Source organism: Macrococcus bovicus (assembly GCF_004359575.1).
GTDB lineage: Bacteria > Bacillota > Bacilli > Staphylococcales > Staphylococcaceae > Macrococcus > Macrococcus bovicus.
Genome location: NZ_SCWF01000005.1, coordinates 116,177 through 134,660, shown reverse-complemented (window position 1 = coordinate 134,660; position 18,484 = coordinate 116,177). Strand labels below are relative to the sequence as shown.

The 18,484-nt window shown below is 43.9% G+C and carries 19 protein-coding genes and 1 riboswitch; of the genes, 11 read left to right on the top strand and 8 right to left on the bottom strand.

The window, feature by feature from the left end:
* The first annotated feature begins 195 nt into the window (after positions 1 to 195).
* Together ERX55_RS06580 and ERX55_RS06575 are read left to right on the top strand one after the other, a co-directional pair.
* A complete protein-coding gene (locus tag ERX55_RS06580) occupies positions 196 to 633 on the top strand; it encodes a DUF2243 domain-containing protein (RefSeq protein ID WP_133451773.1) in 438 nt (145 codons plus the stop codon).
* On the top strand, positions 633 to 1,388 hold the full coding sequence (locus ERX55_RS06575) for a cytochrome c oxidase assembly protein (protein WP_165983729.1): 756 nt from the start codon (positions 633 to 635) through the stop codon (positions 1,386 to 1,388). The genes ERX55_RS06580 and ERX55_RS06575 overlap by 1 nt, the downstream gene beginning before the upstream one ends.
* A gap of 33 nt (positions 1,389 to 1,421) precedes the next feature.
* Here ERX55_RS06575 and ERX55_RS06570 read toward each other — a convergent pair whose 3' ends face one another.
* Positions 1,422 to 2,135, bottom strand: coding sequence for a metal-binding protein ZinT (locus ERX55_RS06570; RefSeq protein WP_133451772.1), 714 nt, complete (start codon positions 2,133 to 2,135; stop codon positions 1,422 to 1,424).
* A 129-nt stretch (positions 2,136 to 2,264) separates the two neighbouring features.
* Here ERX55_RS06570 and ERX55_RS06565 point away from each other — a divergent pair, with 129 nt between their 5' ends.
* On the top strand, positions 2,265 to 2,747 hold the full coding sequence (locus ERX55_RS06565; RefSeq protein WP_133451771.1) for a pyrimidine dimer DNA glycosylase/endonuclease V: 483 nt from the start codon (positions 2,265 to 2,267) through the stop codon (positions 2,745 to 2,747).
* A gap of 3 nt (positions 2,748 to 2,750) precedes the next feature.
* Here ERX55_RS06565 and ERX55_RS06560 read toward each other — a convergent pair whose 3' ends face one another.
* Together ERX55_RS06560 and ERX55_RS06555 are read right to left on the bottom strand one after the other, a co-directional pair.
* Positions 2,751 to 3,134, bottom strand: a complete 384-nt coding sequence (locus tag ERX55_RS06560) for a YbgA family protein (RefSeq protein ID WP_133451770.1) — start codon at positions 3,132 to 3,134, stop codon at positions 2,751 to 2,753.
* Entirely contained in the window at positions 3,127 to 3,996 is an 870-nt protein-coding gene (locus ERX55_RS06555; protein WP_133451769.1) for a TIGR01777 family oxidoreductase, read from the bottom strand. Before ERX55_RS06555 ends, ERX55_RS06560 begins: the two co-directional genes overlap by 8 nt.
* A 121-nt stretch (positions 3,997 to 4,117) precedes the next feature.
* On the opposite strand from ERX55_RS06555, the gene ERX55_RS06550 reads away from it, so the two are divergent.
* The 6 genes from ERX55_RS06550 (at position 4,118) to ERX55_RS06525 (ending at position 12,359) form a co-directional block, all read left to right on the top strand.
* Positions 4,118 to 5,851, top strand: coding sequence for a pyruvate oxidase (locus ERX55_RS06550; RefSeq protein ID WP_133451768.1), 1,734 nt, complete (start codon positions 4,118 to 4,120; stop codon positions 5,849 to 5,851).
* Between the two features lie 333 nt (positions 5,852 to 6,184).
* Positions 6,185 to 7,582: an amino acid permease gene (locus tag ERX55_RS06545; protein ID WP_133451767.1), complete on the top strand. Its 1,398-nt coding sequence runs from the start codon at positions 6,185 to 6,187 to the stop codon at positions 7,580 to 7,582.
* A gap of 98 nt (positions 7,583 to 7,680) precedes the next feature.
* Positions 7,681 to 7,781, top strand: a riboswitch (TPP riboswitch).
* Positions 7,782 to 7,850: 69 nt separating this feature from the next.
* On the top strand, positions 7,851 to 8,426 hold the full coding sequence (locus ERX55_RS06540; RefSeq protein ID WP_133451766.1) for an ECF transporter S component: 576 nt from the start codon (positions 7,851 to 7,853) through the stop codon (positions 8,424 to 8,426).
* On the top strand, positions 8,413 to 9,822 hold the full coding sequence (locus ERX55_RS06535) for an ABC transporter ATP-binding protein (protein WP_133451765.1): 1,410 nt from the start codon (positions 8,413 to 8,415) through the stop codon (positions 9,820 to 9,822). The genes ERX55_RS06540 and ERX55_RS06535 overlap by 14 nt, the downstream gene beginning before the upstream one ends.
* Positions 9,815 to 10,606, top strand: a complete 792-nt coding sequence (locus tag ERX55_RS06530; RefSeq protein WP_133451764.1) for an energy-coupling factor transporter transmembrane component T family protein — start codon at positions 9,815 to 9,817, stop codon at positions 10,604 to 10,606. Before ERX55_RS06535 ends, ERX55_RS06530 begins: the two co-directional genes overlap by 8 nt.
* Before the next feature lie 163 nt (positions 10,607 to 10,769).
* Positions 10,770 to 12,359: a M20/M25/M40 family metallo-hydrolase gene (locus tag ERX55_RS06525; RefSeq protein ID WP_208001510.1), complete on the top strand. Its 1,590-nt coding sequence runs from the start codon at positions 10,770 to 10,772 to the stop codon at positions 12,357 to 12,359.
* Between the two features lie 33 nt (positions 12,360 to 12,392).
* Here ERX55_RS06525 and ERX55_RS06520 read toward each other — a convergent pair whose 3' ends face one another.
* Positions 12,393 to 13,388 carry a D-2-hydroxyacid dehydrogenase gene (locus tag ERX55_RS06520; protein ID WP_133451762.1) on the bottom strand — a complete coding sequence of 332 codons (996 nt, stop codon included), beginning with the start codon at positions 13,386 to 13,388 and terminating at the stop codon, positions 12,393 to 12,395.
* Complete coding sequence (locus tag ERX55_RS06515) at positions 13,389 to 14,459, bottom strand: PTS sugar transporter subunit IIC (protein ID WP_133451761.1); 1,071 nt, start codon at positions 14,457 to 14,459, stop codon at positions 13,389 to 13,391. It abuts the gene before it with no gap.
* Positions 14,460 to 14,800: 341 nt separating this feature from the next.
* On the opposite strand from ERX55_RS06515, the gene ahpC reads away from it, so the two are divergent.
* Together ahpC and ahpF are read left to right on the top strand one after the other, a co-directional pair.
* Complete coding sequence (ahpC, locus tag ERX55_RS06510; RefSeq protein ID WP_133451760.1) at positions 14,801 to 15,370, top strand: alkyl hydroperoxide reductase subunit C; 570 nt, start codon at positions 14,801 to 14,803, stop codon at positions 15,368 to 15,370.
* 77 nt (positions 15,371 to 15,447) lie between these two features.
* Complete coding sequence (gene ahpF / locus ERX55_RS06505; protein WP_133451759.1) at positions 15,448 to 16,971, top strand: alkyl hydroperoxide reductase subunit F; 1,524 nt, start codon at positions 15,448 to 15,450, stop codon at positions 16,969 to 16,971.
* A gap of 180 nt (positions 16,972 to 17,151) precedes the next feature.
* Here the strand turns inward: ahpF and ERX55_RS06500 are convergent, their stop codons facing one another.
* From ERX55_RS06500 to ERX55_RS06490, 3 genes are read right to left on the bottom strand one after another with little or no spacing between them, the layout of a single operon-like run.
* Positions 17,152 to 17,910, bottom strand: coding sequence for a sulfite exporter TauE/SafE family protein (locus ERX55_RS06500; protein WP_133451758.1), 759 nt, complete (start codon positions 17,908 to 17,910; stop codon positions 17,152 to 17,154).
* Positions 17,907 to 18,197: a rhodanese-like domain-containing protein gene (locus ERX55_RS06495; protein ID WP_133451757.1), complete on the bottom strand. Its 291-nt coding sequence runs from the start codon at positions 18,195 to 18,197 to the stop codon at positions 17,907 to 17,909. The genes ERX55_RS06500 and ERX55_RS06495 overlap by 4 nt, the downstream gene beginning before the upstream one ends.
* A gap of 5 nt (positions 18,198 to 18,202) precedes the next feature.
* Positions 18,203 to 18,463, bottom strand: coding sequence for a metal-sensitive transcriptional regulator (locus ERX55_RS06490; protein WP_133451756.1), 261 nt, complete (start codon positions 18,461 to 18,463; stop codon positions 18,203 to 18,205).
* Positions 18,464 to 18,484: the final 21 nt, after the last annotated feature.

Below are 18,484 nucleotides of genomic sequence, written 5' to 3'. Positions count from 1 at the left end.
GAACTCACTAAGTACATCAAATTTTTTAATAAAGAAAGAATTTCATTAAAAATGGCTGCGCTTATTCAAGCGCAGCCGAGTAACTGATTTTATTTTTTTACGTGTCTACTTGACGGGGTGATGTTCAATATTGTTGTCTCTTTTTTGTGTTTCTATATGCAGCTTGGGTATAAGTATAGAAAAAGGAGGCAATCTATGGGAACTTATGCAAAAGAACACAAATGGTCCGGCTTTATTTTCGGCATCGGTTTAGCTGGATTTATAGATGAAATTGTCTTTCACCAGTTTCTTCAGTGGCATCATTTCTATGATCAGATGACGAAAAAGATTGGACTCTTATCGGATGGGATCCTCAATTCGATGTGTGGCTTCTTTATTATTTTCGGTCTATTTTTACTGGCTGATGCGAGAAGGAAGTATCAGACGGACTGGGTGTTCTGGATAGGACGCACATTGATGGGAATGGGTTCTTTTCAGTTTTATGATGGCATCATCAATCATAAAGTGCTTCGCATGCATCAGATTCGTTATGTGGACAATGTCCTCACTTACGATATTATCTGGCTGGTTGTCGCCGTATGTATGATTGTCATCGGCTTCTTCATGTCACGTAAAAGAGAGATGATGAAGTAATGCACGCACATCATTCAGGGAACCCGGTAGATGCGATTATCATCTTCTGTGCACTGGTGATGAGCGCAGGCTACTTGTATGCAGCTTACAGAAAAAAGTGGCCTGTCTATCGTTCCGTACTGTGGATAGCGGGCATGATCAGTGCAGTTATAGTCATGGTAGGGCCATTCGCAGAAGAGATGCATCATCAATTCGTCTATCACATGTACGGGCATCTTCTACTGGGGATGCTTGCACCGCTTCTTCTAGTCCTTGCGATGCCTTTAAGATTACTTTTAGGGACACTCCCTGTTAAGAGTGCCCGGCGCTTCTCCCGTTTCATGGCTAGTCCTTATATACGGTTCATTGCTCATCCGGTCACTGCGACCATCCTCAATACGGGTGGGCTGTGGCTGCTTTACCGGACTGACTTGTTTATGATGATGCATCATAATACATGGCTGTATTATGCGATTCATTTCCATATTTTCGCTGCAGGCTATTTATTCACCGCGGTGATGCTCGAACTGGACCCGGTGAGACACCCTTATTCTTTTAAGTTCCGGGCTGTTGTCATGATGGTTTCTGTTGCACTGCATCAGATACTCTCTAAGTCCTTTTATCCATATCCACCCGCTGGTGTAGAGGTGCTGCAGGCCCAGGCCGGTGCTGTAGTGATGTATTACGGCGGTGATGTGATCGAACTCATCCTTATCTTTATCATGTGCCTGGGCTGGTATCGTTCCGTACGGCCAGGTAAAATTTCTCATGCATAAAAGGAGATATTCATCAGAATATCTCCTTCACTATTAATGAGCCATCATCTCATGAGCGATGTCTTTGCCTGACATATCACTGAAGTAATAAGTCGGCCAGTGATCCATTTCTTTGAGTAGTTGCGCGCGGTCATTCCCCATATAAATATGGAAATGTTCAGCGAGTTTCGGTGCGATATTATGGTCGCTGAATTGAACATACTCGGGTGCTTCTTTATCGCCGGATACTTTCTTGAAGATGAAGCGGACTCCACGATTTCCTTTTTTATAAGTCAGAATCTCTTTGCCGTCATAATGATATTTACCGGAAATCTTGTGCTTGCCTTTATAGAAGTCAATCGTGTCTTCACCGATAGTGATGCGTGACACATCAGTCTGGTAGCCGGTGGTATAGTATTTCTTATATTCAGCTGCTGTCATCTCGTCTTTTTCTTCTGCTTTATGTTCGAATACGGGGTCTAATGTGCCGTCCTGAAGATAAGGATACACTGATTGCCAGTCACCTTCCCAGTCTGTCAGTTGACGATCTTTCACCTGGTTGTCTTTGAAGTAACCTTCATAGATCTTTTTGTCGGCAGCTGACATATGATGGTGGTGATCGTGGTCGTGATGATGGGCATGTTCTTCTGACTTCATTTCAGTAGTGGCTTTTTCTGCATGTTTTTTCACTGAATCCTGCTGAGTCCCACATGCTGCTAAAATGAGTGTCAAAGATGCGATGCTGAGTCCTTTAGTAAAATAGTTCATGGTGCCTCCTATAAAACGTAATAGTTACGATTTATAATTATAGATATAACCGCTGTAAACGTCAACACACAATTCGCAAATTATTTTTAACGTACGTCTATTTAAAACTGATAATAAAGAAGGAGTTATATGCAGATATTCAGAGTAGCTGCTGATCATAAAGTCAGTGCGCAGTACTTGGATAACAGAAGGTTGTCTAAACAAGTGCTCGAATTATACCAGATTATTCGTGTCTGCCTGGCCGAATTGAAGATTATAGAAGGGAATACGCGTTATTTACATCATCCTATCGTCAAGCAGGCGTATAATAACGGAAAACCTTATATCATGGATCTCTATCACATGCTTGTAGAAATGGACCGGGAACATCAGCGGCGAGGGGGTAAACGTTCTGCGGCCTTTAAAGAAGACCTGGAGACGCTGGCAGATATCATATACGCGAATCAGGAAGCATTTTCACACGATCCGTTGCCCCCTTATTATGTATACGGGGAGACAAAGCTGGAAGGCGAAGGAGTGTATGAAGCCTATCAGAGCCTTCTTCATGACAAATGGTTGAATGATACCATCAGTCCGCGCTGCGGCTTTCAACCCAAAAAAACTGACGTCTGAACGTCAGTTTTTTTCACTTAATATACTGCTTTCTTGAAGATATTTAACCTTATATTTATGCGCAAGTTGATAAAGCAGCTGGTTGATAAGGTCATTTGTTTCAGGTACTTGCTCCAGTAACAGCAGAAAGGCCTCTTTTTCTTCTGCTGTCGCTTTTTTCTTGAAGTAACCCCATAGATGCTGATATGTGTTGAGCATAGAACCGCGCGTAGGCTTGAGCCTATAGGCCTCACGGATCTGTTCATTCAGGATATCGATATCCGTCAGCTGTTCTTTCATCAGGCGTCTGATCTCGTTGTAGTGAAGCTGACTGTGGTACATCACTTTATATTTTTCCTCACGCCAGCGTTTTTCGACTGCTTTTTTCTCTTCTTTTTGATCAGCCATATAGATTTGTGATCGCTTCTTTAATAGTTGGATAGTTAAACCTGAAGCCTGCTGCAGTGAGTTTATCCGGTAGGACACGCTGACCCTCCGTGACCATTACCGCTTGTTCACCCAGTAACGTCTTCAGCATCGTCTCAGGTACAGGTATGAGGTGAGGTTTATGGAGGACTTCAGCGATTGCTTTCCCGACCTCCTCCTGTGTGGCAGGTTGTGGTGCCGTACAGTTATAGACACCTGTCAGTTGCTGGTCATAGATAAATAGAAGAGCCCGAATGAGATCGTCTATATGAATCCATGAATAGACTTGCTGTCCATCACCGATATTGCCACCGAGATAGAGCTGATACGGTTTCACCATTAAAGGGAGCGCGCCGCCTTGATTTGAGAAGATGACCCCGAATCTGCAGTAAGCAGTCGGTACATCCAGTTGAGCAGCTGCCTGTTCCCATAAATGAACGGTTTTAGAGAGAAAATCAAATGCTTCGAAATAATGGGCTTCTGTATAAGTGAGATGTTTGGCAGGTGGGTAATAGCCTACCGCACTTGCAGAAATCAGAAATGGTTTCTTCTGTTGCCGTTCAATAATAGCTCCCAACTTCTTTGTCGATTCTACTCGGCTGTCAACAATCGCCTCTTTATGCGCCTGTGTCCAGCGTTTGCTAAGACTTGCGCCAGCGAGATTGATGATCAGGTCCACTTCAGGAATGCTTGATAAATAATCGTCATTAGTCCAGTTGATATATCTAACATTTCTCGAATCTTCTTTATCTGAGCGGGTCAGGATATAAAATTCATAGTCAGCTGATTCAATCAAACGAGAGCCTACAAGCCCGGTCCCACCAGTCAATAATATTTTTTTCATGTATTACCCCCCCTTTTGTTAATCTTATACCCTCTTTAGCGATAGGAGCCTCATGATAAGTGATTAAATTAAAAAGAAGGCGGGTAGATAACAGAGGTATAGAATTAAGGGAGGCATCATCATGGGTAAAATTAAAGCAAATCTTGCATTGGTCAAAGCACTGAAAAACTGGGGCATCGACCACGTCTATGGTATTCCAGGGGACTCAATTGATTCAGTGGTAGATGCACTTAAGCACGAAGAAGACAGCATCAAGTTCTATAATGTCAGACACGAAGAAGTAGCGACACTTGCAGCGGCAAGTTATACAAAATTAACAGGTAAAATTGCTGTTTCTTTAGGCATCGGCGGACCAGGTGCTGTCCACTTACTGAACGGTATGTATGATGCTAAAATGGACAATGTGCCGACACTTGTCTTATGCGGGCATACAAATACAGATCAAATCGGTACAGGCTATTTCCAGGAAGTAGATATCTCTACTATGTTTCAAGGTGTAGCAGTATTCAACCAGATTGTAACAGACCCAAATCGCATCTTTGATACCGTCAATGAAGCGATTAAAACAGCATACGATGAATCAGGCGTTGCAGTATTGACTATCCCGGGAGATATTCTTAAGACGGAGATTGAGGATAATACGCTTGATAAGAAATATGAATATATCAGACCCCACTTCACGGCGCCGGCTGATAAAATCGCAGCAGCAGCGGAATTGATTCGTAACAGTAAAAACCCGGTTGTTCTTGCGGGTGTCGGCACGAAAGATGCGAAGGATGAAGTGATTCATTTCATTGAACATATTAAAGCGCCTGCCATGATTACACTTCCGGGTAAAGGCATTATTCCGGATACGCATCCACAGTCACTGGGTAATATCGGTAAGATCGGTACGAAACCTGCTTTTGAAGCGATGAAAGAAGCGGATTTACTTATCTTATTAGGTACGAACTATCCGTATGTCAATTATCTGCCAGATGGTCATGTGCCCTGTATTCAACTTGATATTAACTTGAAAAATATCGGTAAACGTTATGATGTGGATGTTCCGCTGATAGGTCAGGCTAAAGATATTCTGCCAGAGTTGACGCAGGCATGTGATACAGTAAGTCGTCGTCCGTTCCTGGAGGCATGTCAGGAAAATATGGTGAACTGGAACAAGTGGCTGGAAGAAGACCGTATGAAAGACTCTACCCCTATCCGTCCGGAACGTGTGATGACAGAAATCGAGAAAATAGCTGAACCAGATGCGACGTTCTCAATTGATGTGGGTACTTCAACAGTCTGGAGTACAAGATATTTAAGACTGGATCATCAGAATAAATTCATTACATCTGCCTGGCTGGGCACAATGGGCTGCGGCTTACCAGGTGCGATTGCCTCTAAGATTGCCTTTCCGGAGCGTCAGGCCATTGCCATTGCCGGTGATGGCGGCTTCTCAATGGTGATGCAGGACTTTGTGACTGCAGTCTACTACAACTTGCCGATGATTGTAGTGGTCATGAATAACCAGCAGTTATCATTTATCAAATATGAACAGCAGGCAGCCGGAGAACTGGAATATGCCATCAATTTAGCAGATATTGATTATGCTAAATTTGCAGAAAGCTGCGGCGGTATAGGGATCAATGTCACGAAACCGGAAGAACTTGCCCCGGCTATGCAACAAGCAAAAGCAGCCAATAAACCTGTCATTGTTAACGTATATGTCGATCAGGATGCGGCCCCGCTGCCAGGCCAGATCGTCTTTGATGAAATGTTAGGCTATGCTAAGTTTGAGATCCGTTCACTGCTTGAAGAAGGTAAACTTGAAAAAATGCCACCGCTTAAAACGCTGATCAGACGTGTCCTATAGATAGATTAACCGGAAGCAACCATGCTTCCGGTTTTTTTATATTTTTCTGTTATATAATAATGGAAATATAGTGTTCACAATCTTATGTTCTCTTTGTGAAATTTTGTACTTATTCCTTTATGATGATTGATATTAAGGTCTGTCTTTCTATTTATATGTATATAACATAATCTATAAATGCTATTATAGCAAGGTTTTACAAGTCTGAAGAATATTCAGAAATAGTTTACTTTATTACTTAAAAGCGATGAATTTGTGATTTACAACTTGTGAAATTACTGTATAATAACAGAGAAAATATATTTCTTATATAAAGGAAAGAGGTAAAAGTTAATGGAAGACAATCAATTACACAGAGGACTGAGCTCACGTCAAGTCCAGATGATTGCACTCGGCGGAACGATTGGTGTGGGATTATTTATGGGGGCTTCCAGCGTTATTAACTGGGCCGGACCATCTGCACTCTTTGCGTATTTAGTAGCAGGTATTTTCTTATTCTTCATCATGCGCGCAATGGGGGAAATGGTTTACTTATATCCTACAACGGGTTCATTTGCTCAGTATGCCAATGATTACATTCATCCGGCAGCGGGTTATGCAACGGCCTGGAGTAACATATTCCAGTGGGTAGTCGTCGGGATGAGTGAAGTCATTGCGGTCGGTCAGTATATGCAGTACTGGTGGCCGGACTTACCGACTTGGCTTCCTGGTCTGATTGTAGTTGTCACACTCGCTGTTGCGAACCTGGCATCTGTTAAAGCATTCGGTGAATTCGAATTCTGGTTCGCTATGATTAAAGTTGTCACGATCATTCTGATGATTATTGCCGGCTTCGGTGTAATCTTATTCGGTTTCGGGAATGGTGGAAACCCTATCGGTTTCGGTAACTTAACGGAACATGGTGGCTTCTTCCCGAACGGATTGACAGGTTTCTTATTTGCTCTGTCTATCGTTGTGGGGGCTTATCAAGGTGTTGAGTTGATCGGTATTACTGCGGGTGAGACAAAAGATCCTCAGAAAAATATTCAAAAAGCGGTTAACAACATTGTATGGCGTATCCTGATTTTCTATATCGGTGCAATCTTTGTTATCGTTACTGTTTATCCATGGGACGAGTTAGGTACGATCGGCAGCCCGTTTGTTGCGACATTCGCTAAAATCGGTATTACGGTTGCAGCTGGACTGATTAACTTCGTCGTAATTACGGCGGCAATGTCTGGCTGTAACGCAGGTATCTTCAGTTCTAGCCGTATGGTTTATACACTGGCTCAAGAAGGAAAAATGCCAGCTATCTTCGGTAAAGTATTAAAAACAGGTGTGCCATTCTATGCAGTACTGGCAATCTCTATCGGTATTTTCTTAGGTGTTATCTTGAACGTTGTTATTCCAGGCGCTGATAAAATCTTCGTCTATGTTTACAGTGCATCTATCCTGCCGGGTATGGTGCCATGGTTCATGATTCTGATCAGCCATATGCAGTTCAGAAAGAAACATCCGGAACTGATTGAGAATCATCCGTTCAAGATGCCAGGTGCCCCTGTTACAAACTGGCTGACAATTGGATTCTTAGTCCTTGTTCTGATCTTTATGCTGATCAATCCAGATACACGTGTTTCAGTGATCATCGGCTTTGTATTCCTTGCTGTTGTCACAGCAGCATACTTCCTGCTGGGCTATGATAAAAAGGATAAAGCACGCGGTACACAAGAAAGAGCCATCTACCGTGATTAATATGAATGAGCGATACTTCGGTATCGCTTTTTTATTTCTCCGGAAATATGATTGACTTTAAGGACGGACAGGTATACAGTTTAAATACAAATACATAACAGAAACACTAGGGGTGTTATTGTAACTGAGACGAGGTAACCTCGAACCCTTTGAACCTGATCTAGTTGATGCTAGCGGAGGAAAGTGTGTAGATTTTATTTTCTATGTCTTTTTTGACGCGCAATCATCTTGTGATGGTTGCGTGTTTTTTGTTGAGGAGGAGATAGAAATGAGAAAAGGTCTGACGTTATCAGATATTTTAGTGACAGTGCTCGTAGCAGTCATTTTTGGTTTCATCTACAATTTATGGTGGCTGCCTTATGAAGCCATTAAGCCGTTCGGGCTGCATATTGAACAGCTGACTTATGGCATGTGGTTCGCAGCAGCTGTCGTGGCTTACTTGATTGTACCCAAATTCGGTATTGCTTTACTGGCAGAATTTGCAGCAGGTGCCGGTGAAACGATCGTGATGGGGAAGTTTGATATTCCGACATTTGTCTTTGCCTTATTGCAAGGTCTGGCATGTGAACTGGTTTTCATGGCTTTCAGATATCGTTCCCGTAGTGTCATGGTATGTATATTAGCAGGACTTGCCGCGGCCTTCATCAGTTTGCCGATTGACTATTTCTATGGTTATATGAGCGAAGTCGCAACGTGGAATCTGATTCTTTTCATCGTCTTCCGGCTGCTCAGCGGGGCAGTGCTGGCGGGCATTCTCCCTTATATACTCGTCAAGGCACTTGATCAGACCGGTGTAACCCGTCTATTCCGCTCTGCATCACAGGAAGATTATGACGCACTCTAAACTTAAGGTAACAGATCTGCGGCTGAAATATCCTGGGGCTAAGGATAAGATATTTGACGGGTTATCGATTGATATCAAAGAAAAGGAAAAGGTGCTGTTATTAGGACCTTCCGGCTGCGGGAAGAGCACGCTCCTCAACGTACTGGCAGGTATTGTACCTGAGTTGATCGAGCTGCCTCTGAAGTACGAGGAACGGCTGATTGATCCGCATGCTGCTGTGATTTTTCAGGATCCTGATAGTCAGTTCTGTATGCCGAAAGTCTATGAGGAGCTGGCATTTATTCTGGAAAACAGACAAGTGCCGCGAGGTGAAATGGACCAGCGCATTGAACGCGTTCTTCGAGAAGTGAATCTGGATGTCGATAAAAGTCAGTTCATCCATCAGCTGAGTGGTGGCATGAAGCAGAAAATGGCAATCGCAGGTACTTTACTTCAGCAGGCTGATACCCTCTTTTTAGATGAACCTTCTGCCATGCTGGATACTCAGGCGACAGAACAGCTTTGGTCTCTCTTGATTGCTCTTTGGCATGACCAGACAGTAGTGATTGTTGAACATAAAGTCGAGCATATCTGGCGGCATGTTGACCGGGTAATAGTGATGAATGAAAAAGGTGAGATTGTCCAGGACGGTACGCCTTCCTATATATTAGAGCATTACGAATCACTTTTATCGGCATATGGTATATGGCATCCGAATGCCTGGCAGTACGCGCCTGCTTCTTTGCAGAGTAAAGAAGCGGTTGAACCAGTATTTAGCTACCAGAACGGTATGATTAAACGCGCTAAAAAAACGTTGTACGCAGTCGAGGAGCTGCAGATCGGTTTAGGGGAATGGATTGTCATCACCGGCCAGAATGGCACAGGGAAGACCACACTTCTTGAAGCGATGATGCAGATGATTCCTTATGATGGTGTGATGTGTTATCAGGATAAAAGACTCCGAACTGTCCGCGATGCTGCCGCCCATCTGTATCTGGTCTATCAGAATCCGGAACTCCAGTTCATCGAGAACAGCGTCTATGATGAAGTCTACGTCAACTACTATCATCAGAATAAGGAAACGGCACAAGATAAAACGATACAGATGCTTGAGCTTTTGCAGCTCGAGCATGTCAGTCATCAGCATCCTTTTGAACTGTCGATGGGCCAGAAAAGACGGCTGAGTGTCGCGACAGCGCTTAGTTCCCCGGCAGATATGATTCTGCTCGATGAACCGACATTTGGCCTGGATAGTCATAATACCTTCCAGCTGCTGACACTTTTCCGGGAGCGGGTGGAGAAAGGTCAGACCGTGATGATGGTGACACATGATCCGCATATCGTGTCACGTTATCCGACAAGACGTTTCCATATTGCAGAGAATCAGCTGAAAGAAGTGGGTGCACCCTATGTATGAACAGTTTAAGACACGGATGACGGTAATGGACCATGTGAATATCCTGACGAAGATGGCAGCGGGTGTCTTGCTCTTCTTTCTGGTCATCTTCATCCACCGTTTTGATGTCATGCTTTATATGACATTATTGATGTTCATTTTCATGCTGCTTTTTTCTGGAACACGCTTAAAGCTTGTATTGGCCATTTTCTCAGTTATCGCACTCTTCAGTCTCACTTCTTCTCTTTTTATGATTTTCTATGGCGACGGGCTCGGGACACTTTTTAAATGGGGGATGATTCATATTACGACAGAGAGTCTCTTCAGAGGTCTTCATCTGTCGCTCAGGACCCTTACTGTGAGCTGTCTCGGGCTGACGATTGCCTTTACTACTCAGATTGTCATGATTTTCTATAGCCTGATGCAGCATTTAAAAGTCAGACCGAAGTATGCCTATGCTTTTATGGCAGCGATACGAATGGTTCCGTTGATGATAGAGTCCTTCTTTCAGCTCAGAAATTCGCTGAAGATGCGTTATCAGATGATAGATCCGGGTCAGTACAGAGGTGTCAGACGTTTAAAGCATCTGTTGATTCCGCTGATGAGTCAGAATATACGTAAAGCACACCGGCTGGCTGTTGCCATGGAGAAAAAGGGTTTTAAGGATGGTCCTCGAACTTACTATTACCGCGTGCCATTCAGTTTTTATGATGTAGTCTTTATTATTCTGATGACAGCGGTAGTTGTCGCTGCGTTTCTTTTGGCAGCTACCTTGCCTATTACTGGACTTGAAGATGTAAGATAGAATGTGCCTGCGCCTTATCCTGAATGACAGGATAAGGCGTGCAGTATTTTTATGAAGATAGCGCTATCATGATGCAGATTGATAGTCAGATGATGACAGTAAATGTGTACTTTATCTTTTAGGAGCCAGGGCTTATGATAGAACTATATGAAAGGGGATAGACATGATGAGTTTATGGCAAAACGCAGAAGCACGTGCAGCTCTTCTGAAGCAGATTGTTCAATTTGATAGTGTGACACTGTCAGAAGGAGAGAAGCAGTTTCCGTTCTTTATTCAGCAGATGCTTATGGATTTACCTTACTTTAAGGAGCGGAAAGAACAGGTAATCCTAGCGCCGACTGGGGATGGTCGGCATACGCTGATGGCACATTACAAAAGTAGCTCCAAAAAAACCATCGTACTGATCAGTCATTACGATACAGTGGGCATCGATGACTTCGGTGATTATGCCCAGGCAGCATTTGATATGGATGCAATTACAACGTTATTCAAAGAAGACGATGCCTATTTGAATGCGACAGCAAAAGAAGATCTGGCAAGCGGAGAATATCTCTTTGGACGTGGTTCGATGGACATGAAGCCGGGTCTTATGCTTCATCTGTCATTAATCGAAAAAGCGATTCTTGAGGAATGGGATATCAATCTGCTGCTCATGACGGTGCCTGATGAAGAAGTGAATTCACTCGGTATGCGTACAGCGATGATGAAACTGTATGATATTGTCCAGCAAGAAAAGCTGGATATTGTCCTGTATCTGAACAGTGAACCGACTTTCCAGCAGCAAGCATCGGATAATGCCCATTATGTTTATTCTGGCTCTATCGGCAAACTGATGCCGGCTGTTCTTTGTTATGGTGAGGAAACGCATGTCGGCACACCGATGAACGGAATCAGTTCCAATTTCATGCTGAACTTCGTCAATCAGCTCATGGAATATAACCGTCATTTCAAGGAGACTTTTGAAGACGAAGCGACACCTCTGCCTGTTGCGCTGATGAATAAAGATTTAAAAGATTATTATGATGTACAGACGCCGTTCCGTTCTGTCGCACTATATAATGTCTTTTCATTTAAACAAACCGCAGCAGAGGTCTTCAGCCAGTTCAATACTATTGTCAAGGAAGCAAAAGTGAAATGTGAACAAGCTTATCAGCAGATCTTTGAACTTGAACAAGTGGAGAGAACGCTCGATATAAAAGTGCTGACTTACGAAGAACTTCTGCAGCAGGCAACTGAGCAGCTCGGCCGGGAAAAAGTGGAACATATCATCAATCAAGCAATAGAAGAACCGGCACTGTATCTGCAGAACATTCATGTCGTAGACGAGTTGATGAAGAACTGTAAAGCAATCGGTCCTGCGATGATCACATTCTTTGTACCGCCTTATTATCCGGCGGTCAATGCATCCTATCATGCGGAAATTGAAGATTTGATTGAGCAGGTCAGAAATGCAGCCGCAAGTTATGGCCGTGAGAGTAAACGTCTGCATTATTTCAATGGTATCAGTGACTTGAGCTACTGTTTAAGTGATAGCGCCGGCAGCGGAAAAGTCTATGCGGATAACACGCCGACCTTTAACCGGACCTATCACATTCCATTTGAGGAAATCCATGCTATTCAGGCACCTGTCTTTAACTGCGGACCGATTGGTAAGGATGCCCATAAGGTAACAGAAAGACTGAACAGACAAAGTGCTTTCGAAGAGCTGCCGGTCATGCTCGAGCATATTGTGCATTATTACTTGGAGAAGTAGAATACGCCCGCCTTTAAATAGGCGGGCGTATTTTTAGTTGAGTCTTGTCTGGCAAGTACCTGTCTGAATGACCTCGAGTGCTGCGTTCAAGCCGCCCTCGACCAGATTTTTTACGGCGACATCTGTATAGAAGGCGATATGAGGTGTCATAATAATTTTGTCGTGTTCAATCAGACGCAGCAGATCTTTGTCTGTAATCTCCTGACCGCTGAAGTCTTTGGGGAAATAGCTGCTTTCAAACTCATACGTATCAAGTGCAGCAGCAGCCAGCTGACCATTATCAGTGGCTTCAATGAGAGCGGCGGTATCAACCACACTGCCACGTGCTGCATTGATGAGGATGGCACCCTTTTTAAATTGAGCGAACATCTCTTTATTGAAGAGGTGGTGATTGTCACTTGTTGCTGGCATATGCAGGGAGACGATGTCCGCTTCTTTAACTGCTTCTTCTATAGAATCTTTGTAATCAATCCATTCTCTCGCTTGGTCATTCGGATAGAGATCGTAGCCGACTACAGTCGAGTCAAAACCTTTAAATATCTTTCCGGTGATCTGACCGATACGTCCTGTACCGATGATTGCGACGGTCAGACTTTTGATTTCTTTAGACATGATAGCAGGCTGCCATCTGAAATCATGACGTCTGACATGCTCATCGATGAGCGTGGTTTTACGGATGAGATTGAGAGCCATAGTGACGGCATATTCTGCAATAGAGTTCGGTGAATAGCTTGGTACATTTGAGATAATGATGTGATGGGCTCTGGCCGCTTCCAAATCATACATATCATAACCGGCACTGCGCTGTGCAATCTGTTTGATACCGATAGCTGCTAAACGCTCATAAATTTCGGGTGCCAGTTTTCCGGTCTGCTGTGTCGTCACACCATCATAACCTTTAAGCAAATCGATTGTCTCAGGTGTCAGAATTTCAGAGGAGATAGTGAGCGCCACGTTGTTTTTCTCCGCCCAGTTCAAAGCGGCAGGTCTTTCGTCTTCGCGGGCACCGAACATCATTATTTTAGTCATTTATTTATCCTCACTTTCAGTCTGGAATTTGAATACGTCTGGATCATACAGTTTAAATACTTTGGTGAATAAGTAATGGAAGATGAATGCTGATACAAATGGAATGACAAAATAGACCAGAATCAGCAGCAACAGATTCATCATGGCATTGCCTTCCATGAATTTAAAAGCATTGATGGGTCCGACGAGACCAGAAAAGCCGAAACCTGCTGATTCTTTAGTTCCTTGGATACCCATCAGACTACCGGCCACTCCTGTAACGGCGGCTGTCAGTGCAATCGGCAAAGCAATGATCGGATATTTGAGAAGGTTTGGCATCATCATTTTCATGGCACCCAGAAAGACAGCGATAGGGACGCCCGCTTTATTGACGGGCATAGTACCGACGACCAGCATACAGGCAGCGGCAGCGACCCCTAAATTCGCGGCACCAGAGGCAAGCCCGGAGATACCGATCGCCATAGAGATGGCCACCGTTGAAATAGGTGAAACAATCAGTATACTGAATGAAATCGCAATCAGAAGACACATAACGATCGGTTGTAAAGTAGTGAAGCTGTTGATCAGCTGGCCGAGGCTTGATGTGATGAGTTTGACGTAAGGTAATAGAATGATCCCGATAAACCCTGCAATACCACCCGCTATAATCGGCAGGAGGATAATAGTCAGGCTGCCTAAGCGGTCTTTGATCCAGAGAATCAATAAGACGGCGATAGAAGCGGTGATCATCGTGTTAATCAAGTCTCCGATACCTGTTAAGACCCATGCATTCTCTTTGAAGATAGCAGCACCACTACCTACGAATGCGGCTGTACCGACAATCACTGTCTGAATCGGATTAAGTTTGAACTGCATGCCGATTAATACACCCACGAGGACTGGTACGGTGAACTGGATACCGACTACCACGCTGTTTAACGTGGCGAAAATAGGATGATAAGGCGTCAATGCTTTGAATAACTCACCGAGAATAGCATTCGGAATTAAACCGACGACTATACCGAGCGCAACCCCGGCTAACACTTTGTTGATAAAATCTTTTGCAGAAATGCGGTTTACTGTTTGGTCCATAAAGAACGCTCCTTTTAATTGTGAAATAATTCACATTTATCTCGCTTTCATTATAGTTTGATTGTGAAAAAAGTTCAATGTATTTTTGGTATGACTTAAATTTTTTAAATCATCTCAATATTGAATTCATATCACTTACATTTCCGTTGAGAATATAAGCCTTCTACTGATAATCATCACGTTGCAGACGGATGGTAAAAATGTTCATCTATAGGATGAAAAAGTCATATTTCATTCAAGCTTTCTTCATTGACTTCAAACAGCAATCATGTAACAATAGGGGAGTACTAGATTATAATAATTATAATCTAAAATCTATTCATTATTCGGAGGGTTCATTCATGTCATTAATCAACAAAGAAATCTTGCCATTCACAGCAAACGCTTATAATCCTAAAGAGGATAAATTCATTGAGGTATCTAACGAGTCAATGAAAGGCGACTGGAGTATTGTCTGCTTCTACCCAGCTGACTTCACGTTTGTCTGCCCGACTGAATTAGAAGACTTACAAGATCACTATGCAGCATTACAGGATTTAGGGGTTAATGTTTACTCTGTATCTTGTGATACGCACTTCACACATAAAGCGTGGCATGACCACTCAGATGCTATCTCTAAAATTGAATATACAATGATCGGTGACCCATCTCACACTATCGCTCGCAACTTTGATGTATTAGACGAAGCTGAAGGTCTGGCTCAACGTGCGACATTCCTGATCGATCCGGACGGTGTAGTGCAAACAATGGAAATCAACAACGACGGCATCGGCCGTGAAGCAAGCGTACTTGTAGATAAAGTCAAAGCTGCTCAATATGTGCGTACACATGACGGTGAAGTATGTCCGGCTAAATGGAAAGAAGGATCAGAGACATTAACGCCTGGTCTTGACTTAGTCGGTAAAATCTAAGACGACTCTCACTATTGAGAGAAAAAAAGCCACAACGTTCTTAGAACGTTGTGGCACTTATTTGAGGAGGGATATCGATGTTAGACAAAACGTTGAAACAGCAGCTGGCACAGTATCTTGAACTGCTTGAAGGAGAAGTGGTCCTGACAGCAAGTGCCGGAGAAGATAAAGCATCACAGGATATGATGGACTTACTAAAAGAAGTCGCAGAGATGACATCGCGCATCACTTTAAAAGAATCTTCCTTGAAACGGACGCCTAGCTTTACAGTGGGACGTCCAGATGAAGAAGCAAGAATTACATTTGCAGGTGTGCCTTTAGGTCATGAGTTCACATCATTTGTATTAGCGCTCCTGCAAGTCAGCGGCCGCGCGCCGAAAGAAGAGCAGTCTACACTTGAGCAGATTGCCAAGTTAGACCAGCCGCTTCACTTTGAAACATATATCAGTCTGACGTGTACCAAATGTCCGGATGTCGTACAGGCTCTGAATCTGATGTCTGTCGTGAATCCGAATATCACACATACCATGATTGATGGTGCAGTCTTCCGCGAAGAATCTAAAGATATCATGGCAGTGCCAAGCATCTTCCTGAACGGTGAAGAATTTGGCAGCGGACGCATGACAGTGGACGAAATTGTCGCGCAAGTCGGCGGTGGTCTGGACGCAGACGAACTGAATGCGAAAGAAGCTTACGAAGTACTGGTAATCGGCGGCGGTCCTGCAAGTGCAGCAGCAGCTATCTACGCAGCACGTAAAGGTCTGCGGACAGGTATGGTAGCAGAACGGATCGGCGGCCAGGTCAATGACACAGCAGGCATCGAAAACCTGATCGGTGTTAAAGAGACGACAGGTCCTGCTTTATCACAGAACCTAGGTGAACATATCCGTGACTATGATATCGATGTGATGACAGCAGTCCGTGCTAAGAGCATTGAGAAAGTCAACGATATGGTTGAAGTAGAACTGGATAACGGTGCGAAACTGTCTTCTAAAACCTTAATTATCGGTACGGGTGCTAAATGGCGTAACATGAATGTGCCGGGTGAGGCTGAATTCAAAAACAAAGGTGTCGCTTACTGTCCGCACTGTGACGGCCCGCTCTTCGAAGGAAAGCGTGTCGCAGTTGTCGGCGGTGGTAACTCAGGGGTTGAAGCAGCAATTGATTTAGCAGGTATTACAGAGCACGTCACATTACTTGAGTTCGGTGATACGCTGCGTGCAGATGCTGTCCTGCAGGAACGTCTGGCTTCACTGCCGAACTCTGAAATCATCACGCAGGCCGCAACAAAAGAACTGACAGGTACAGATAAACTAAGCAGATTGACTTATACGGAACGCCATACAGGTGAAGAAAAATCAATCGACTTAGAAGGTGTCTTCGTTCAGATCGGCCTTGTACCGAACACTGAATTTGTCGGCGACACAGTTGCGCGTAATGAACGTGGCGAGATCATCGTTGACCGCAACGGTGCGACAAATGTGCCAGGTATCTTTGCAGCAGGTGACTGTACAGATCAGACATTCAAGCAAATCATCATCTCTATGGGCGCAGGCGCAACAGCTGCCCTCAGTGCATTTGACTATTTAATCAGACATTAATCCATCATCCTTCTATTTCCTTGGAAATAGAAGGATTTTTAATAGCCGGATTCACCCACAAAATATGCTAATTGACTCGGTTATCGCACGTTCCGGTCCGTATGACTTGCAGTGCGGCTTCCAGTCCATCATCGACAGATAGATGAAAAAGCGCTCAAGTTAGTATCTTGAGCGCTTTTGTTATAGAATTTGCAGCAGCATTTTAATAGCAGCAGCTGCTATAAGAGCTGCGAGTATATAGCGCAGCACCGACTGATTTGTTTTTTTAGAGATACGTGTACCGACTGGTGCCATGATCAAGCTTGTGATGACAAGAGGTATCATCAGTATGAAATCCACATCTCCCGTCGCCGCTTTAATCAGAAAAGTCCCGATAGAAGAGATAAAGGCGATTATAATACTGCTCGCCACCACACTTCTAAAAGGCGCACGGAATAGAGCGAGCAGGACGGGCACGATAATAAAAGCACCCCCAGCGCCCACAATGCCCGATAGAAAACCGATTAAAGTAGCTGCGACGAATAATAAAACGGAATTGAACTGTGTTTTTGTCTGTTCGGGTCTTACTTTGACAAACATGAGGATAACAGCGAGTATAGCGAGGGCTGTATAGACGATATTGATGATACGTTCATCAAAGAGAGAAGCACTGTATGCACCGCCTATACTGCCGAGCAGAATCCCTGCTCCCATCGGCACGATTAACTGACGGCTCGCATCTGGATTACTGCGCTGGCTGATGCTGCCACTCAGTGTACTGAAGAAAACCTGTGCGGCTGTCAGACCGCTTGCAAGATGCGGCGTGATGGTATCGATACCAAAGAGCGGTGGAATAAAGAGGAGCATCGGAAAGATAATGATAGCGCCGCCAATGCCGACCAGCCCTGAAACAAATGCCCCGATGGCTCCGATGAAGAGGAGGAGGATAAAAAGTGTCATCGTCTATTCCATTCAATCATTCCGCCTTGGACATTCGTTGTGTGAATGCCTGATTCCTCTAAATACTGACAGGCCATGCCGCTCCGGTTACCTGACCGGCAGATGATCACGTATTCATCTGTCTGATTGAACTCGGACGTTCTCGCTTCAAGCTCTGATAACGGAATATTTTCTGCCTCTTTAATGCCATCTACTGAGAACTCATCTCGTTCACGGACATCAATCAGCTTGATATCTGCCTGCTGTTTAAGCAACTGTTCTAAACTTTTGACTGTGATGGTTTTCATATTTTCTACCTACTTTTGATCAACAGATTGACAGCTTCTTTTACGAGCTCATCTGTATCTTCATTATTTTTGACATTCTCTTTGACGCATTCGGCTAAGTTCTCACTGACAATTACACCGATCAGTCTTTCAATACCGCTCCGGGAAGCACTCAGCTGCGTCACCACTTCTCTGCAGTCTTTTTCTTCTTCCATCATCTTTAGGACACCATTCAACTGTCCCTGCAGCCGTTTCAAACGGTTAATGGAATTTTTATCGTATTTCATATCATCCCTACTTTCTTTTTT

Bases quoted from the DNA above. Each gene is read 5' to 3' on its own strand.
- ERX55_RS06565 (WP_133451771.1), top strand. From the start codon at position 2,265: ATGCAGATATTCAGAGTAGCTGCTGATCATAAAGTCAGTGCGCAGTAC.
- ERX55_RS06530 (WP_133451764.1), top strand. From the start codon at position 9,815: ATGTATGAACAGTTTAAGACACGGATGACGGTAATGGACCATGTGAAT.
- ERX55_RS06580 (WP_133451773.1), top strand. From the start codon at position 196: ATGGGAACTTATGCAAAAGAACACAAATGGTCCGGCTTTATTTTCGGC.
- ERX55_RS06570 (WP_133451772.1), bottom strand. From the start codon at position 2,135: ATGAACTATTTTACTAAAGGACTCAGCATCGCATCTTTGACACTCATT.
- ERX55_RS06575 (WP_165983729.1), top strand. From the start codon at position 633: ATGCACGCACATCATTCAGGGAACCCGGTAGATGCGATTATCATCTTC.
- ERX55_RS06535 (WP_133451765.1), top strand. From the start codon at position 8,413: ATGACGCACTCTAAACTTAAGGTAACAGATCTGCGGCTGAAATATCCT.
- ERX55_RS06495 (WP_133451757.1), bottom strand. From the start codon at position 18,197: ATGAAAACCATCACAGTCAAAAGTTTAGAACAGTTGCTTAAACAGCAG.
- ERX55_RS06500 (WP_133451758.1), bottom strand. From the start codon at position 17,910: ATGACACTTTTTATCCTCCTCCTCTTCATCGGAGCCATCGGGGCATTT.
- ERX55_RS06520 (WP_133451762.1), bottom strand. From the start codon at position 13,388: ATGACTAAAATAATGATGTTCGGTGCCCGCGAAGACGAAAGACCTGCC.
- ERX55_RS06540 (WP_133451766.1), top strand. From the start codon at position 7,851: ATGAGAAAAGGTCTGACGTTATCAGATATTTTAGTGACAGTGCTCGTA.
- ERX55_RS06515 (WP_133451761.1), bottom strand. From the start codon at position 14,459: ATGGACCAAACAGTAAACCGCATTTCTGCAAAAGATTTTATCAACAAA.
- ERX55_RS06490 (WP_133451756.1), bottom strand. From the start codon at position 18,463: ATGAAATACGATAAAAATTCCATTAACCGTTTGAAACGGCTGCAGGGA.
- ahpF (WP_133451759.1), top strand. From the start codon at position 15,448: ATGTTAGACAAAACGTTGAAACAGCAGCTGGCACAGTATCTTGAACTG.
- ERX55_RS06550 (WP_133451768.1), top strand. From the start codon at position 4,118: ATGGGTAAAATTAAAGCAAATCTTGCATTGGTCAAAGCACTGAAAAAC.
- ahpC (WP_133451760.1), top strand. From the start codon at position 14,801: ATGTCATTAATCAACAAAGAAATCTTGCCATTCACAGCAAACGCTTAT.
- ERX55_RS06525 (WP_208001510.1), top strand. From the start codon at position 10,770: ATGATGAGTTTATGGCAAAACGCAGAAGCACGTGCAGCTCTTCTGAAG.
- ERX55_RS06555 (WP_133451769.1), bottom strand. From the start codon at position 3,996: ATGAAAAAAATATTATTGACTGGTGGGACCGGGCTTGTAGGCTCTCGT.
- ERX55_RS06545 (WP_133451767.1), top strand. From the start codon at position 6,185: ATGGAAGACAATCAATTACACAGAGGACTGAGCTCACGTCAAGTCCAG.
- ERX55_RS06560 (WP_133451770.1), bottom strand. From the start codon at position 3,134: ATGGCTGATCAAAAAGAAGAGAAAAAAGCAGTCGAAAAACGCTGGCGT.